13 protein-coding genes and 4 pseudogenes are annotated in these 15551 nt (G+C 41.3%); 15 read left to right on the top strand and 2 right to left on the bottom strand.

Annotated elements, in window-relative coordinates; all coding sequences use genetic code 11:
* Positions 1 to 65: 65 nt before the first annotated feature.
* The 5 genes from AAYR28_RS14395 to AAYR28_RS14375 all read left to right on the top strand — a co-directional run bounded on the left by AAYR28_RS14395 (position 66) and on the right by AAYR28_RS14375 (position 3917).
* Complete coding sequence (locus AAYR28_RS14395) at positions 66 to 740, top strand: zinc metallopeptidase (protein ID WP_024423288.1); 675 nt, start codon at positions 66 to 68, stop codon at positions 738 to 740.
* A gap of 48 nt (positions 741 to 788) precedes the next feature.
* Complete coding sequence (locus tag AAYR28_RS14390) at positions 789 to 2081, top strand: hemolysin family protein (protein ID WP_024423287.1); 1293 nt, start codon at positions 789 to 791, stop codon at positions 2079 to 2081.
* A 113-nt stretch (positions 2082 to 2194) separates the two neighbouring features.
* Positions 2195 to 2596, top strand: a complete 402-nt coding sequence (locus AAYR28_RS14385) for a secondary thiamine-phosphate synthase enzyme YjbQ (RefSeq protein ID WP_034282527.1) — start codon at positions 2195 to 2197, stop codon at positions 2594 to 2596.
* 16 nt (positions 2597 to 2612) lie between these two features.
* The gene (locus tag AAYR28_RS14380; RefSeq protein ID WP_254001422.1) at positions 2613 to 3644 is read left to right on the top strand and encodes an NAD(P)H-dependent flavin oxidoreductase; all 1032 of its coding nucleotides are present in this window, start codon (positions 2613 to 2615) and stop codon (positions 3642 to 3644) included.
* A 24-nt stretch (positions 3645 to 3668) separates the two neighbouring features.
* Positions 3669 to 3917, top strand: coding sequence for a hypothetical protein (locus tag AAYR28_RS14375; RefSeq protein WP_034282525.1), 249 nt, complete (start codon positions 3669 to 3671; stop codon positions 3915 to 3917).
* A gap of 21 nt (positions 3918 to 3938) precedes the next feature.
* Here the strand turns inward: AAYR28_RS14375 and AAYR28_RS14370 are convergent, their stop codons facing one another.
* A complete protein-coding gene (locus tag AAYR28_RS14370) occupies positions 3939 to 4679 on the bottom strand; it encodes a protein-glutamine gamma-glutamyltransferase (RefSeq protein WP_041115839.1) in 741 nt (246 codons plus the stop codon).
* Between the two features lie 156 nt (positions 4680 to 4835).
* On the opposite strand from AAYR28_RS14370, the pseudogene AAYR28_RS19110 reads away from it, so the two are divergent.
* The 9 genes and pseudogenes from AAYR28_RS19110 to AAYR28_RS14345 form a co-directional block, all read left to right on the top strand.
* Positions 4836 to 5885 (top strand): annotated as a pseudogene (locus tag AAYR28_RS19110) (cache domain-containing protein); the annotation flags it as partial.
* A complete protein-coding gene (locus AAYR28_RS19105) occupies positions 5877 to 6827 on the top strand; it encodes a methyl-accepting chemotaxis protein (protein ID WP_375153290.1) in 951 nt (316 codons plus the stop codon). The pseudogene AAYR28_RS19110 and the gene AAYR28_RS19105, both read left to right, overlap by 9 nt.
* A gap of 125 nt (positions 6828 to 6952) precedes the next feature.
* Positions 6953 to 7999, top strand: a pseudogene (locus AAYR28_RS19100) (HAMP domain-containing protein); the annotation flags it as partial.
* A complete protein-coding gene (locus AAYR28_RS19095) occupies positions 7994 to 8944 on the top strand; it encodes a methyl-accepting chemotaxis protein (protein WP_369810484.1) in 951 nt (316 codons plus the stop codon). The pseudogene AAYR28_RS19100 and the gene AAYR28_RS19095, both read left to right, overlap by 6 nt.
* 173 nt (positions 8945 to 9117) lie before the next feature.
* Positions 9118 to 10155 (top strand): annotated as a pseudogene (locus tag AAYR28_RS19090) (HAMP domain-containing protein); the annotation flags it as partial.
* A complete protein-coding gene (locus AAYR28_RS19085) occupies positions 10147 to 11094 on the top strand; it encodes a methyl-accepting chemotaxis protein (RefSeq protein WP_369877313.1) in 948 nt (315 codons plus the stop codon). The pseudogene AAYR28_RS19090 and the gene AAYR28_RS19085, both read left to right, overlap by 9 nt.
* Before the next feature lie 167 nt (positions 11095 to 11261).
* A pseudogene (locus tag AAYR28_RS19080) lies at positions 11262 to 12308 on the top strand (HAMP domain-containing protein); the annotation flags it as partial.
* A complete protein-coding gene (locus AAYR28_RS19075) occupies positions 12300 to 13253 on the top strand; it encodes a methyl-accepting chemotaxis protein (RefSeq protein ID WP_369877314.1) in 954 nt (317 codons plus the stop codon). The pseudogene AAYR28_RS19080 and the gene AAYR28_RS19075, both read left to right, overlap by 9 nt.
* A 90-nt stretch (positions 13254 to 13343) precedes the next feature.
* Positions 13344 to 13868 (top strand): type 1 glutamine amidotransferase domain-containing protein, encoded by a 525-nt coding sequence (locus AAYR28_RS14345; protein WP_024423278.1) that lies wholly within the window; start codon positions 13344 to 13346, stop codon positions 13866 to 13868.
* A gap of 84 nt (positions 13869 to 13952) precedes the next feature.
* On the opposite strand, the gene AAYR28_RS14340 is transcribed toward AAYR28_RS14345, so the two are convergent.
* Complete coding sequence (locus AAYR28_RS14340) at positions 13953 to 14945, bottom strand: Gfo/Idh/MocA family protein (RefSeq protein WP_120207594.1); 993 nt, start codon at positions 14943 to 14945, stop codon at positions 13953 to 13955.
* A 197-nt stretch (positions 14946 to 15142) separates the two neighbouring features.
* Between AAYR28_RS14340 and AAYR28_RS14335 the strand changes: the two genes are divergently transcribed.
* A complete protein-coding gene (locus tag AAYR28_RS14335) occupies positions 15143 to 15535 on the top strand; it encodes a DoxX family protein (protein ID WP_120207592.1) in 393 nt (130 codons plus the stop codon).
* Positions 15536 to 15551 lie beyond the last annotated feature (16 nt).

The following is a 15551-nucleotide window of genomic DNA, read 5'->3' as shown; positions in this document are numbered from 1 at the left end:
ATGGTACATAAAAGTCATTAAAATTGTAAATAAATATATAAAATAAAAGGAAGCTGATGAGCATGCTGTTTTTTTATTTTTTAACGTTTGCCGCATTGGGATTATCATTTTGGGCACAATTTAAAGTGAAGAATAATTTTGAAAAGTATTCAAAGGTGGAAGCATCCAGTATGAAAACAGGTGCTGAAACCGCTCGATATATTTTAGATCGCAACGGGTTATATGACGTGCCCGTTGAACCGGTAAGAGGAACTTTGACTGATCATTACGACCCGACGCAGCGTGTGGTTCGTTTATCTGAACCTGTGTACTACGGCCACTCCATTTCGGCCATTTCAGTCGCATCACACGAGGTTGGACATGCCTTGCAGCATCAGGAATCCTATGGTGCGCTTGTTTTGAGACATAAGATCTTTCCTGTCGTGAACTTTGCATCTGGTGTTGCTCCGCTTCTTTTCCTTGGTGGAATTTTGCTCAGCAGCCTTAACTTAATCGGGCTTGGGATCATTTTGTTCTCAGCAGCTGTATTCTTTCAGCTTGTGACATTGCCTGTCGAGTTTAATGCAAGTTCTCGTGCAAAAGATATCATTGTTTCAGAAGGAATCATTAGAAGCAGTGAAGAAAGAGGCGTGAACAAGGTGTTAAATGCTGCAGCTCTGACATACGTAGCAGCGGCCCTTGTCTCCCTGTTTGAATTGCTCCGTTTTGTAATGATCTTCCTAAATGGCCGTAATGATTAATTGATGCCAGAGGAGGTGAGCCCTTACCATTGTTAGGTAAGGGTTTTTTTGTACATTTTAAACGTATTTTTAGTCATATTACTCATTGCTGCGACAGCATTTTTTGTTGTCACTGAATTTGCGATTGTGAAAATTAGAGGCTCTAAAATCAACCAGCTGATCGAAAGCGGGGATAAGAGAGCCATTCATGTTCAAAAGCTGATATCAAATCTTGACGAGTATTTATCCGCCTGCCAACTTGGCATTACCATCACGGCTTTAGGTCTAGGGTGGCTGGGTGAGCCGACGGTGGAGCATTTTCTGCATCCGCTGTTTGAAAAAATCGGGCTTCATTCTGCATTGACTGACATCCTTTCGTTTATCATCGCATTTGTGATCATTACATTTTTACATGTCGTTGTGGGAGAACTCGCGCCTAAAACAATTGCCATTCAAAAGGCAGAGGCGGTCAGCCTTGTGACAGCAAAACCACTCATCTTTTTCTATAAAGTCATGTACCCGTTTATTAAGGCATTAAATGGGGCTGCACGAAGCATCGTGAAATTATTTGGTTATCATTCTGTCAAAGAACATGAAGTGGCGATCAGTGAGGAAGAATTGCGTCTCATTTTATCTGAAAGCTATGAGAAGGGTGAGATTAACCAATCTGAGTACAAATATGTGAATAAAATCTTTGAATTTGATAACCGAGTGGCAAGAGAGATCATGATTCCGCGTACAGAAATTTCAGCTATAGAGATTGAACAGACATTAGAAGACGTGACCCATTATATGCTGAACGAAAGGTACACACGCTACCCTGTTATTAAAGAAGACAAAGATCATGTGATTGGTGTTATTAACAGCAAAGATGTATTTAAGGCCAGCTTTCTAAATCAAGATGTATCGATTGAAGACTTAATGCGTCCGGTGATCCGAGTGATTGAAAGCACCCCTGTTCAAGAATTGCTCATTTTGATGCAAAAGGAACGGATTCATATGTCAGTGCTCGTAGACGAATACGGAGGTACAGCGGGACTTGTCACAGTGGAGGACATATTAGAGGAAATTGTCGGAGAGATTCGAGATGAATATGATCAGGATGAAACACCTCACATCGTTAAAAAAGGTGATTTTCATTATGTGATGGATGGGAAAGCATTGATTGATGAAGTAAATGATTTATTGGATTTAGCCATTGAGAATGATGATGTTGATACAATTGCTGGCTGGATGATGACGCATAAATTTGATTTTGACATTGGGGATACGATTGAAGCAGAAGGCTGTGAATTTACGATCATTGATGCTGAAGACCACCATATTCGAACCATTGAAGTCAAAAAGGTTCACTTTTCTTAAAAACCTCGCATTGCTTGACGAGGTTTTTTTGCTTGGTAAACTTTAGATAAGAAGATTTGTTTCACATAAAAAGGGTAAGGTTTTTATAGAAACGTGAAAAAGGAGCAGCTCATATGAAAAAAATCAATCTACAAACAGACAGACGCGATGATATGATCGACGTCACACATGAGGTTCTCCAATATGTCAGGGAAACAGGCATACAAAACGGAACTGTCATCGTCTATTGTCCACATACGACAGCAGGGATCACCATTAATGAAAATGCGGATCCAGATGTGAAACGAGATATGCTTCGCCGGCTTGATGAAGTTTTTCCGTGGGAACATCCAAAGGATCGCCATATGGAAGGAAATACGGCTGCACATATGAAAGCGAGTTATATGGGGGCGTCTCAGCATGTTCTCATTCATGATGGAGATCTTGTGCTTGGCACGTGGCAGGGAATCTATTTCTGTGAGTTTGACGGGCCGAGGCATCGTCATTTTTATGTACAAGTGTCGTCAAACGAGTAAGAGATGGGGGAAATAAATGGGGGACATCAAAAAGTTACTGCAAATCGAACATGGAATCATCCAAGCACCAATGGCAGGAGGAGCTGTGACACCGCAGCTGGCAGCCGCTGTTTCAAATTACGGAGGGCTTGGCAGCTTGGCAAGTGGATATGTGCAGCCTGACGATTTGAGACAGCAGATTAGACAGGTCAAACAGCTGACATCTCGCCTGTTTCAGGTCAATGTGTTTGTACCAGAGCCAATTCCAGATGTGAAAAAAGAGGATGTGGCGTTTTGGGAGAAGAGACTGCCTGTATGGCCCGAAGCTCATAGGATGCCAAGCGAAGAAGAGTTGTGGGATGATTTTGAACGGAAAATCAACATTCTTCTGGAAGAAGACGTTCCGATCGTTTCCTTTACATTCGCCTGTCCAAATGAACAAACGATTCACCACCTAAAACAAAAGGGAATCTTTTTAATCGGAACGGCGACAACAAAAGAGGAAGCACTGCTTCTAGAGGAAAAAGGAATGGATGCCATTGTGCTGCAAGGAAGTGAAGCAGGGGGACATCGCGGCACATTTTTACATGCAAAAGGAGACGCCTTGGTGGGGCTGATCAGTCTGATCTCTGACGTCAAACCGCTCTGCCGTGTGCCTTTGATAGCAGCAGGAGGCATCACGGACCGATTAGGTATGAAAGCAGCGCTAGCGCTTGGAGCGGATGCGGTTCAAATCGGCACACGATTTTTAGCCAGCCAGGAAAGTGCTGCGGCAGAGGTATACAAGAAAGCCATTTTACAGGCAGAAGGCAGTGAAACGAGGGTGACAAGGCTTTTTTCTGGGAAAAGAGCGAGAGGTATTGTGAATCAGTGGATGGAGGATGAAAGTCTGCATGAAGATAGGGTTCTTCCTTACCCAGTTCAGCATGTATGCACAACACCGATGCGAAAAGCAGCTGCTGCCGGAGGTAACCCTGATCAAATGGCTCTGTGGGCAGGACAGGGCGTTGGACGTATTCACTCGATTTTAAGCGTTGAAGACATCATGCACGAACTGACGCAGACATAAAATCATGATGGGTGGTGTGACAGGATGGACATCTTAAAACATTCCTACCGAAAAAAAGGCCAGATTGAATTTTGGTTTGATGATTTCCCTCATTCTCCTGCTGTCCTTACGCCCATTCGTCATTACTATTTTGTTCGATACGTGAAATGGAGCCGGCACGACTCGCCGGTCACAAGAAAAGATTTAGAAGAAATGGAGGTCCTTGCGAACACGATGCTTGGCACACTCCAAAATTATCGTAAACGCAAGGCATACAGAAGCCCCTTGTCATAACCAATAGACAAGAGGCTTTTTTTAGCTGCCAAACATTTGCCTGAGATAAATTACATCCATCCGGGTAGTCTGCGGTAATAAATAAGCGGATTGAACCGCACCTGGCCGTCTTCTCTTATTCAGTTTGTCGATAATTTCTGCTGCTGTTAAAATTCCAAGTCCATGACCGTAATATTGATCTTCTCCTAAGTAAATCACATTTTCCCCGCGCCATTGCGACTGCTGATAGCTAAACTCTGGATTTTCGAAATATAAACAATCCCCATAGATAAAATCATTCCCGCGCTCTGTATAAATCGACAAAGTATCATAGTGCCAGTCATACAGTGTTAAACTGCGAAGTCTTCGATTAAACTTCTCCTCTCCTACTGTTTGCAAAACTCCCATATAAAACACAATGACAATCGCTGTTGCGCATTCAAATGCATATTTTGAACCATTTTCAAAAATGTCTTGAATACCTCTTGATGGCTCCACTTGATAACGCAGCTCTAGTGCTCCTGCTTCCGACACACGCCAAAACGCATCATTTGCACGCGACCTTTGAAAGATGGCGAATGAGGCACCGCTTTTATTCAAATCTCTTGCAGCATTCATAATGTTCGATCTTAAAGTGACCTCAAATAACAAATCAGATGCTTGCCTATAGCGGAACGTATCATTCGAGGCCTGTAACTGCATCAAAATGATCCGCTTTTGTCCCTCTAGCTGAAACGATGCCAGCTGCTCATTTGTCACTGGCTGTCCTGAAAGGATAATCATATGAAAAGCGCCCCCTTTTGTATTAGCGTATGCAGGGTGCTTGGGCAAGGAATCAATTTGTGAAAATAAACAAAATAGCATCCTTTTTATTTGAAAAACATGAAAATACTATGAAGATGTCCGATATAAAACATATCGTTTAAAAGGAGGAAAAACATGAAAAGTGCAATAAAATGGTTGAAAAAACCATCGATTTCCAAAAGACTGATTATTTCATTCACACTTGTTCTCGTCTTGCCAATCATTACACTCAGTACGATTTCATATCAGATTGCCAAAGAAGAATTAGATCATGAAATCATGTACGGAGCAAAAGCAAGAGTCAATGATATGAATGACATGATCGAGCAAAAGCTTTTGAATAAAGAAAACGCGGTGAAACTTTTTACTCAAACAACTACTGCTGCAGACTTTAAAAAGAAAAACCAGGACGAACTGTATGAGCATTTTGAAATATACAGCAAAATCAACGAAGATGATGTAGTTGGATTTTATGCAGCAAGTAAAAATCGTGATTTCATTCAGTTTCCTAAAGTAGACATGCCAAAAGGCTACGACCCAACAACACGCGATTGGTATCAGCAAGCGATGCAGGATGAAAAAGGTGAGCCAGTTGTCACCAATCCATACATTTCTGCTACAACAAACGGCATGGTGGTCACGATTGCCCAGCGCCTGAAGGACGGGTCGGGAGCGATCGGAATCGACATTGATGTGCAAGACATTGTTGATAAAATCAAAGAAATTAAAATTGGACGAGAAGGATATCCAATTATTGCAAATAAAAGCAAACAAATTGTAGCCCATCCAGAAGAAAAGTCAGGATCTGAGGTCACAGGAAATATTTCATCAATCCTTTACAGCGGCAAAGAAGGAACATCAACTTATGAGAATAAAGGAGAACAAAAACGTATCGTTTTTGTCACAAATGATTTAACAGGTTGGAAAATTGCTGGAACGATGTTTGTATCAGAAACAGAAGAAGCAGCACAGCCAGTTTGGAATTCTGCCATTATTCTTTTAATTTCTTCATTTATCTTTGGCGGTGTCGCTATCTTCTTCATTGTTCGCTCGATTACCATTGGACTGAGAAGGCTTGTTGATTTCTCAGAAAAAGTGAGTGAAGGGGATTTAACAGAAACCCTCGAAACCAAATCGAAGGATGAAATAGGAGATCTCACAAGAAGCTTCAGCAAGATGAGTGAATCTCTTCGTGACGTCATTCGCGCTGTACAGCAATCTGTCGACAACGTGGCTTCGGCTTCAGAGGAGCTGACGGCAAGTGCCAGCCAAACGAGTCAAGCAACAGAGCATATCACGATGTCAATTGAACAATTTTCAAATGGAAATGAAGCACAAAACGAGAAAGTCGAATCTAGTACGAATCAGCTTGTGGCAATGAACGAAGGATTACAAGATATGTCACAAACCTCATCTGAAGTGGCTGCTGTCTCTATTCAATCAACAGAAGCTGCTGGTCAAGGCGGCCGAATTGTTGAAAGCACAGCAAGCCAAATGAAACATATTGATACATCTGTACAAGAAGCAGAGCAGGTCATGAAAGAATTAGAATACAAGTCTAAAGATATTACGAGTATTTTAAATGTCATTAATGGCATCGCGGATCAAACGAATTTACTTGCGCTTAATGCAGCAATTGAAGCAGCAAGAGCAGGTGAATCAGGACGCGGATTCTCCGTCGTTGCAGAAGAAGTGAGAAAACTAGCAGTCCAATCCGCAGATTCAGCGAAAGAAATTGAGAAGCTCATCCAAGAAATTGTACTAGAAATTGCTAAATCTCAAGATATGTTCAAAGCAGTCAATCGAGAAGTAAACGCAGGACTCGGTATGACAGAGGAAGCAAAAGAAAGCTTCCAGCACATTTATGAGGCAGCAGAAGGAATGTCGAAAAAACTGTCGCAATTAAACGATACAGCCATTGACCTATCAAGCGGTTCAAAGCTTGTTTCACAAGCGATGCAGGAGATGCGCCAAGTCTCGAGAGAAAGCGCAGCAAACATTCAGGACATTGCGGCTTCTGCAGAAGAGCAGCTAGCATCTATGGAAGAAATTACGTCTTCTTCTGTGACACTTGCCAACATGGCAGAGGAACTAAAAGAGCTCACAAATCAATTTAAAATTAATTAAATAATGATGAAAAAGTATCCAGAATTGTCTGGGTATTTTTTTTATTTTTAAACGTCATTTCCAGCCTCTAAAAATACACCTTTCATCCGATAATAACTTTAGAGAAGTAAAGGGGGAAAGTTAAAATGGGAAAAATGATCCAATGGTTCAAAAAACCATCCATTTCAAAGAAATTAATCATTGCCTTTTTGGTCGTCCTTATTCTGCCAACTGTGGCACTGACAATTAGTGCGTTTTTTACATCAAAGACAGAGCTAGACAAACAGATTATGGGCAGTGCGATGAGTCAGGTTAATGCATTTGATACCTTAATCAATGAGAATATTGGCAACAAATCAGATGCTGTGACACTGTTTTCAGACTCGCTCAAAGCGTCTAATCTTCAAGAAAAAAATAGAAATGCGACCATTAAAGAATTACAGCAATTTGGAAAAATTAATGAAAAAGATGTATCCGCAATCTATGCAGGCTCTGAAAAGGGATTGTTTATGCAATATCCAGTTCAAAAGATGCCAGATGGCTACGATCCAAGAGAACGTCCATGGTATCAAGAGGCATTGAAAGCAGAAAACGGCAAACAAGTCATCACAAAACCATATGTAGCAGCATCCACAGGCAAAATGGTTATCACAATTGCCCAAAAAATGAAAGATGGTTCAGGTGTCATTGGTCTTGATATGGAAATTGACAGCCTGCTCCAAAAACTAAAAGAAATCAAAATTGGGCAAAAAGGCTATGCTTTCATCATGGAGAAAGATAAAACAGTTTTAGCAGATCCAACCCAAAAGCCAGGAAGTCAAGTCAATGAAAATCTAGCCAGTATTATTTTTAAAAATAAAGAAGGAAGCGGCAGCTATACCCTCAAAGGAACAGATAAAAAGGTTGCATATGTCACCAATGAATTAACTGGCTGGAAAATTGGTGGAACGATGCTCGTATCTGAAGTAGAAGAAGCGGCAAAGCCCGTTTTCAATACAGCCATTATCGTATTCAGTGTCACACTCATTGTTGCAGGAACCCTCATTTTCTTTATCGTCCGCTCTATTTCAAAAAGATTATCCAATCTTGCCCGCTTCTCGAAAAAAGTCAGCGAAGGTGATTTACGCGATAAGCTTCAGATCCAGTCAGATGACGAAATTGGACAAGTTGGTAAAGGCTTTAATACGATGATTGACTCATTGCGATCTCTCATTGGAGCCGTTCAAACTTCAGTCGAGAATGTCGCATCTTCATCAGAAGAACTGACTGCCAGCGCAGGACAAACAAGTAAAGCAACAGAGCATATTACACTAGCCATTGAACAATTCTCCAGCGGAAATGAAAGCCAAAATGATAAAGTCGAATTGAGCTCAGAAGAGTTAGAGGAAATGAACCGCGGTCTTCAGAATATGAATGAATCGGCTGAATCCATTACTGCTTCATCGATCAAATCAACAGATATCGCAGGGGAAGGCGGCCAGCTTGTTGAAAAAACCGCTTCTCAAATGAATGTCATTGATCAGTCCGTGAAAAAAGCAGAAAATGTCATCAGTGCACTTGAAAGTAAATCGAAAGACATTACCCAAATTCTGGGTGTCATCAATGGAATTGCCGATCAAACGAATTTACTTGCGCTAAATGCAGCGATTGAGGCAGCAAGAGCTGGTGAATCTGGCAGAGGCTTCTCCGTTGTAGCAGAAGAAGTAAGAAAACTGGCGGTTCAATCTGCCAACTCGGCAAAAGAAATTGAGAATTTGATTAAAGAAATCGTGCAAGACATCGACGTATCACAGGAAGTATTCACTGCGGTGAATCGAGAAGTTCAATCAGGCCTAAGCTTCACTGAACAAACGAAAGTAAGCTTCCACAATATTTTCGAAATGACAAAAGAAATTTCTGACCAGCTTCAAACAATGAATCAAACCGTTGTTCAGCTTTCAAAAGGCTCGGCACATGTGTCAGAGGCTGTTCGTGAGATCGCAGACGTATCACGTGAAAGCTCGGCAAATATTCAAGACATTGCTGCTTCAGCAGAAGAACAGCTGGCATCAATGGAAGAAATCAGCTCGTCCTCTGCCACACTCTCTTCTATGGCAGAAGAATTACGCGATTTAATTAGCAAATTTAAGGTTGAATAGACAGGAAGAAAAGAGCCTCCAGATAGAGGCTCTTTTTCATTGAGTAAATCAAAAGAAATGGGTAATTATACTTATTTTTTGGATTTTTTGAACATTATTCCTTGAAAAATAATTCATATTACCTAAGAATAGAAGAGGAAGACCACAAATCATAAATCAAAAGGAGTAGAGTCATGAAAAAAATCAACTTTTTTAAGCACTTTACGATGTCGAAGAAATTAATTACTGCATTCTTAGCGATTCTCCTAGTGCCAATTCTCGTATTGGCTGCATTTTCTTATGAAGTGGCATCAAAGTCTCTTAATGATGAGATTATGTCTAGTGCTGCAAATGGTGTTCAACAATTAAACGAACTCATTAATAAAGATATACAGCCTAAAATTGACATGGTTTCATACTTATCTAAATCGATCAAAAAGGGTGAATTGACTGCTAAAAACAAAGATTTACTCAAAGTGAAATTAGAGCAATTATCGGAAACAGATGACGATGTAGTAGAAGTATTTGTTGCAGATCAAAATGGTAAACTAACTGAATATTCGGAGATTCACAAAGGTAATGCAAAGAGCGCAAAAAATGAAACTTGGTTTCAGAAATCGATGGAAGAGAAGAAACTCATCATTTCAGATCCTTTTGCCGATAAGTCATCAGATGACCTGTTCATCACAATATCAGAACAGCTAGCAGATGGATCTGGTGTGATCGGGGTGAATGTACGCTTAAATACGGTTGTAAAAGATACAAACAGCATCAAAATTGGCCAAGAAGGCTATGCGTTTATCGCCACATCAGATCAGCGTTATGTGGCCCATAAAACCGATAAGGCGGGGACAAAGCTGACTGGTGACTTCATCTCAAAACTATATGATAAAAAAGAAGGCAGCTTTGAATATGAATACAATGGCCAGCCGAAGCAAATGTTTTTTGCCACAAATGAAGCAACCGGCTGGAAGCTAGCTGGAACGATGTATGTGAATGAAGTAAAAGAAGCCGCACAGCCAGTGCTCGACTTAACAATGATTATCCTTGCGGCTGCGATTGCCATTGGCGGAATCGCGATTTATTTTATTATTAAATCGATTCGAAAGCCACTGATAGAGCTCTCTGAATCGGCTGAGAAAATCAGTCAAGGTGATTTGACCCAGCATATTGAAGTTCGTACGCACGATGAAATTGGTAAGCTAGCGCAGAGCTTTAACGACATGTCAGCAAAGCTGAAGCAAGTCATTCAAGCTGTCCAAAATTCCATTGAAAATGTGGCTGCTTCGTCTGAAGAGTTAACGGCAAGTGCAGGACAGACAGCTCAAGCGACTGAGCATATCACATCATCTATTGAACAGTTCTCAAACAGCACTGAACATCAAAATGATATGATCGAAAAAAGCTCAGTCCAGTTAAACGAAATGGATCGGAGCTTATCGCATATGGTCGACACAACCTCTCATATGATGGAATCGTCGATCGAATCGAGCAGAACCGCTCAGGCTGGAGGAGAACTCGTTCAAAAAACAGCAGGTCAAATGCAAACCATAGAGCAGGCAGTAAAAGAAGCAGAGCTTGTCATTGCAGGCTTGGAGCAGAAATCAAAGGATATTACAAACATTCTTGGGGTCATCAACGGTATTGCGGATCAAACGAATCTCCTTGCTTTAAACGCTGCGATCGAAGCCGCACGAGCAGGTGAAGCAGGCAGAGGTTTCTCTGTTGTCGCAGAAGAAGTCCGCAAATTGGCAGAGCAGTCAGGAAGCTCTTCAAAAGAAATTGAAAGCCTGACGAACGAAATTGTGGAGGAAATAGAAAAATCGCAGAAAATGTTTAAACAAGTAGCAGGTGAAGTACAATCTGGATTAAACATTACAGATGAAACGAAAGTGAGTTTTGAGAAAATCACTGATAAAACATCAGAAATGACAGAACAAATGAAACAAATGAACGGATCAGCCAAAGAGCTATCGCATGGCTCAAATGATATTTCTCATGCGGTGAATCAAATCAAAGAGCTCTCAAGAGAAAGCTCAGCAGGCTTCCAAGATATCGCGGCATCAGCAGAAGAACAGCTTGCATCTATGGAAGAGATCAGCTCATCCTCTGCCACTTTATCTCAGATGGCAGAAGAACTAAGGGAGCTCATTAAACAATTTAAAATGTAAGAGGAGAGTAGCGAAACACCTGACGTCAAAACGTCAGGTGTTTTTCCATTCGATGCATATAAATTGGGTAATTTGGACTTATTTAGACTTTAATAAGTTAAAAAAGTAAAGAACCTAGTAGTACTTCCGATATATATACTATCTTACTAAAAGGAGTTTTCTTTTTTATGAAATTCATACAGTATTTCAGAAAGCCATCTATTTCAAAAAAGCTCGTATTCTCTTTCTTATTTATTCTTTTATGCCCAATCATCGTATTGGCATTCTCTTCATACCATACGGCAAGCACCTCCTTAAATGATCAAATTATGCAAAGCGCTAAGGAAAACGTAGAGCAGCTAGATAAAAATATTACGAAGGTTGTAAAAGTGAAAACAGACGCAGCCGATTTCTTTAGCAAATGGATCACGGAGAAAAAGCTCAAGCAAAAAGGAACGACCGATATTCAAGGACGCTTTGAGCAGTTCATGAGCATGAATGATGACACAGAAGGCATTTTTGTCGCTTCAAGTGACGGTAAAGTGTTTTCAAGATATCCTAATCAAAAAATGCCTGCCGATTATGTCGCAACTGAGCGTGATTGGTATAAAGACGGCTGGGCGAAAAACGGTGAGCTGTCTGTTTCAGCACCATATGCAACGGCTTCAACCGGTACACTTGTGGTGACCATCTCTAAAAAATTAGAGGATGGATCAGGCGTCATCGCGATGAACCTAGACATTGCGAATCTAGTTAAAGAGTCCAATAGCATTAACATTGGGAAACAAGGCTTTGCCTTTATTGGAAGTCCAGATCGCACATATGTGGCGCATCCAAAGAAAAAAGCAGGAACAAAAATATCTGGTGGTGAATGGTTAGAAAAACTGTATTCACAAGATAACGGAGCTATGAGCTACATGTTTGAAGGAAAAGAAAAGCAAATGGAGTTCACCACAAACAAGGCGACTGGCTGGAAGATTGTCGGGACGATGTTTGTCAGTGAAGTAGAAGAAGCTGCACAGCCAGTCTTTAACATGGCCGCTATTATTTTAACAGGCGCGCTTATCATTGGCGGGATTCTAATCTTCTTTATCATCCGTTCCATTACAAAACCACTTTCCACTCTTGTCTCTTCTTCGAAGAAGATCAGTCAGGGAGATTTGACAGAAAAAATTGATGTTCGCTCAAAAGATGAAATTGGACAGCTTGGCACAAGCTTTAATGAAATGAGTGAGTCCCTAAGAGATGTCATTCAAGCTGTACAAACATCTGTTGAGAATGTCGCTTCATCATCTGAAGAACTGACGGCGAGCGCAGGTCAAACAACAAAAGCAACCGAACATATTACATCATCTATTGAAACATTCTCAAACGGCAACGAAAATCAAAGCGAAATGGTGGAGCAAAGCGCGGCTCATTTAAAACAAATGAATGAGGGTCTGAACGAAGTTGCCGAAACGTCTGATGTTATCACATCGTCATCTATTCAATCAAAAACAGTTGCGGAAACAGGCGGACAGCTTGTGGAGCAAACTGTTGGCCAAATGAAGACGATTGACCATTCAGTGAAAGAAGCTGAAGGCGTGATCAACGGGCTAGAGCATAAATCAAAAGATATCACAAACATCTTAGGCGTGATTAACGGTATTGCGGATCAAACGAATTTACTTGCACTAAATGCCGCCATTGAAGCAGCACGCGCAGGCGAGTCAGGCAGAGGATTCTCTGTTGTTGCCGAAGAAGTGCGTAAACTAGCGGTTCAATCATCGGATTCAGCAAAAGAAATTGAAAAGCTTGTAAATGAAATCGTCACTGAAATTGAAACATCTCAAAATATGTTCAAAGCAGTGAATGAAGAAGTGAAGAATGGTCTTACAATTACAGATCAAACGAAAGAAAGCTTCTCACAAATAAATGAACAAACAGCGGAAATCGCAGCAAGAATGAATGAAATGAATACAACGGTGCGCGAGCTGTCGAAAGGATCTGAGCAAATTTCTAAAGCAGTGAATGAAATTGCAGATGTATCAAGAGAGAGTTCAGCAAGCATCCAAGATATCGCAGCATCTGCTGAAGAGCAGCTTGCTTCTATGGAAGAGATTAGTTCTTCATCTACGACTCTTTCCCAAATGGCGGAAGAATTACGTGATTTAATTAAAAAATTCAAGATTAGTGAATAAGGTTAAGTGGTTCTCCTCAAGGGGAACCGCTTTTCTTTTTAACAGGACATCTCGTACAATAGAGGAAATCGAAAGAAGAGGAGAGATAGTATGCGTTTATCAGATAAGAAGGTCATTGCGTTTGTCAGCGATGATTTTGAAGATTTAGAGCTGTGGTATCCGGTTCTGCGATTAAGAGAAGAGGGAGCAACTGTCCATCTTGTAGGTGAAAAAGCAAATCATGAGTACATCGGGAAGTATGGTGTGCCGGCGGTATCCGATGCAGATTTTTATTCCATTCAAGCTGATGATTATGATGCTGTGCTTGTCCCTGGTGGATGGGCGCCTGATAAACTGCGCCGTTATCCAGAAGTATTAGACATCGTCCGTACATTTGATGCGAAGGCAAAACCAATCGGTCAGATTTGTCATGCCGGCTGGGTGCTGATATCAGCAGGAATCCTGAAAGGCAGACAAGTGACAAGTACACCTGGTATTAAAGATGATATGACAAATGCTGGTGCGGACTGGTTCGATGAGGCAGTCGTCACAGATGGCCACCTCATCTCCAGCAGACGCCCTCCTGACCTTCCGCCGTATGTGAAAGCATTTGCGGATGTGTTAGCGGCAAAATAAATAACTGACACAAAACGTAAAAAAACAAAGGGCGAACAAATCAATCATTCGCCCTTTGTTCATCATTTCATGCCCTACCATGCCCTATACATTTTGTCTGTCGGCAGGATACATCACGCCCATTTGTCTTCTCGCTTCGTCCATGACGGACATGGTTTGAACAGATAAGGCAAATGTATTGACCGGAGACTGCCCCATTCCCTGCTGAATACACTCAATAAAATGATTCATTTCATAAGACATAGCTGGCTGATCATCTTTGAGAGAGATGTCAGTTTGATGTCCGTCACGGTCATATATCGTAATTTGTGAAGGACGGTGGAATTGATCAATCACCATTGTAGCATCCTCGCCTTGAATTTCAGCCGATAAATGAGACGTTGAAATCTTAGAATGAAAAAGAAGTGCTTGATGCCCGTCATACTGTAAAAGGACTGAACCGTTCCCATCCACACCAGAAGAAAGCTTATAGCCTCTCGCGGTGATTTGATTCGGCAGACCAAATAAGGATATGACTGGGTAAACGAGGTACACCCCGATATCCATTAAAGAACCATTGGATAGCTCAGGCTTAAAGGCATTTGGAAGCTCGCCGCTTCGATAGGCATCGTATCTTGAAGAATATTTACAGTAATGCGCGACCACTTGCCTGATAGGTCCAAGCTGATCAAGATGCTGTTTGATTTGAAGGAAGTTAGGCAGAAATGTCGTTTTCATCGCTTCCATCAAACAAACGTGATGTTTTTTCGCTGTGGCAATCATTTCTTCCACTTCTTTTCGATGAGAGGCGAATGGTTTTTCGCATAAAACATGCTTTTGATGCTCCATCATCAACATGGCTTGCTCTTTATGAAGGGCATTTGGACTCGCAATATACACGGCATCAAACGTATCACTTTCCGCCATTTGTTGTAAGTTCGTAAAAACCGTATCAATCCCATATTTTTCGGCAAAGGCCTGTCCTTTTTCAGCGGACCGTGAATAGACGGCTGTACATGTAAAATCAGCTAGTTCTTCACCAGCTTGTAAGAACCGATCTGTAATCCAGTTCGTTCCGATGACAGCAAATCGAATCATGTGATTCCCTCCTTCTGCTTTTCTCTGATTATACATGCTTTGAAAGCGTTTGTATGAAAGAATATTCTTTTTATTGATAAGCGGATGAAACCTTTATATAGGCTGAAACGTCTTACATAAAGGATATAAATGTACGAAAAGTGGGTAGTTTCTTCCTTCTTCGGGTAATACTCAGGATAGAAGGGAGAGAAGGAAACATGAAGCGCGTCCTGCATATAGGAAGTACATACATCTTTGCGCTTTTATTCATAGCGGCTGGTATTTTTCATGTGATAGAGCCGAGCGGCTTTGCCCGCATGATGCCAGGCTGGCCATTTCCATATGTAATGGTCTATGCGACTGCATGTTTTGAATGGCTGCTGGCCGTGCTGCTGCTTTTGCCAAATGTCAGGATTACAGCGGCAAAATCCATTGCTGTCTATCTTGTACTCATTTTCCCTGCAAACTTATTTGCTGCTCGTGAGGGAATACCATTTCCAGGTCAAGAAAATACAGAACAAGCCTTGCTATGGATAAGGCTTGTTGGACAGCCGATTCTCATTGTATGGGTGATGTCTATTGCAAAATGGGAAAAAAAGCTGAAACAATGACCACCATATCATGATC

The sequence above is a fragment of the Bacillus safensis genome (genome assembly GCF_039619585.1).
Taxonomy (GTDB): Bacteria; Bacillota; Bacilli; order Bacillales; family Bacillaceae; genus Bacillus; species Bacillus safensis.
This window is presented reverse-complemented; position numbering and strand designations above follow the sequence as displayed.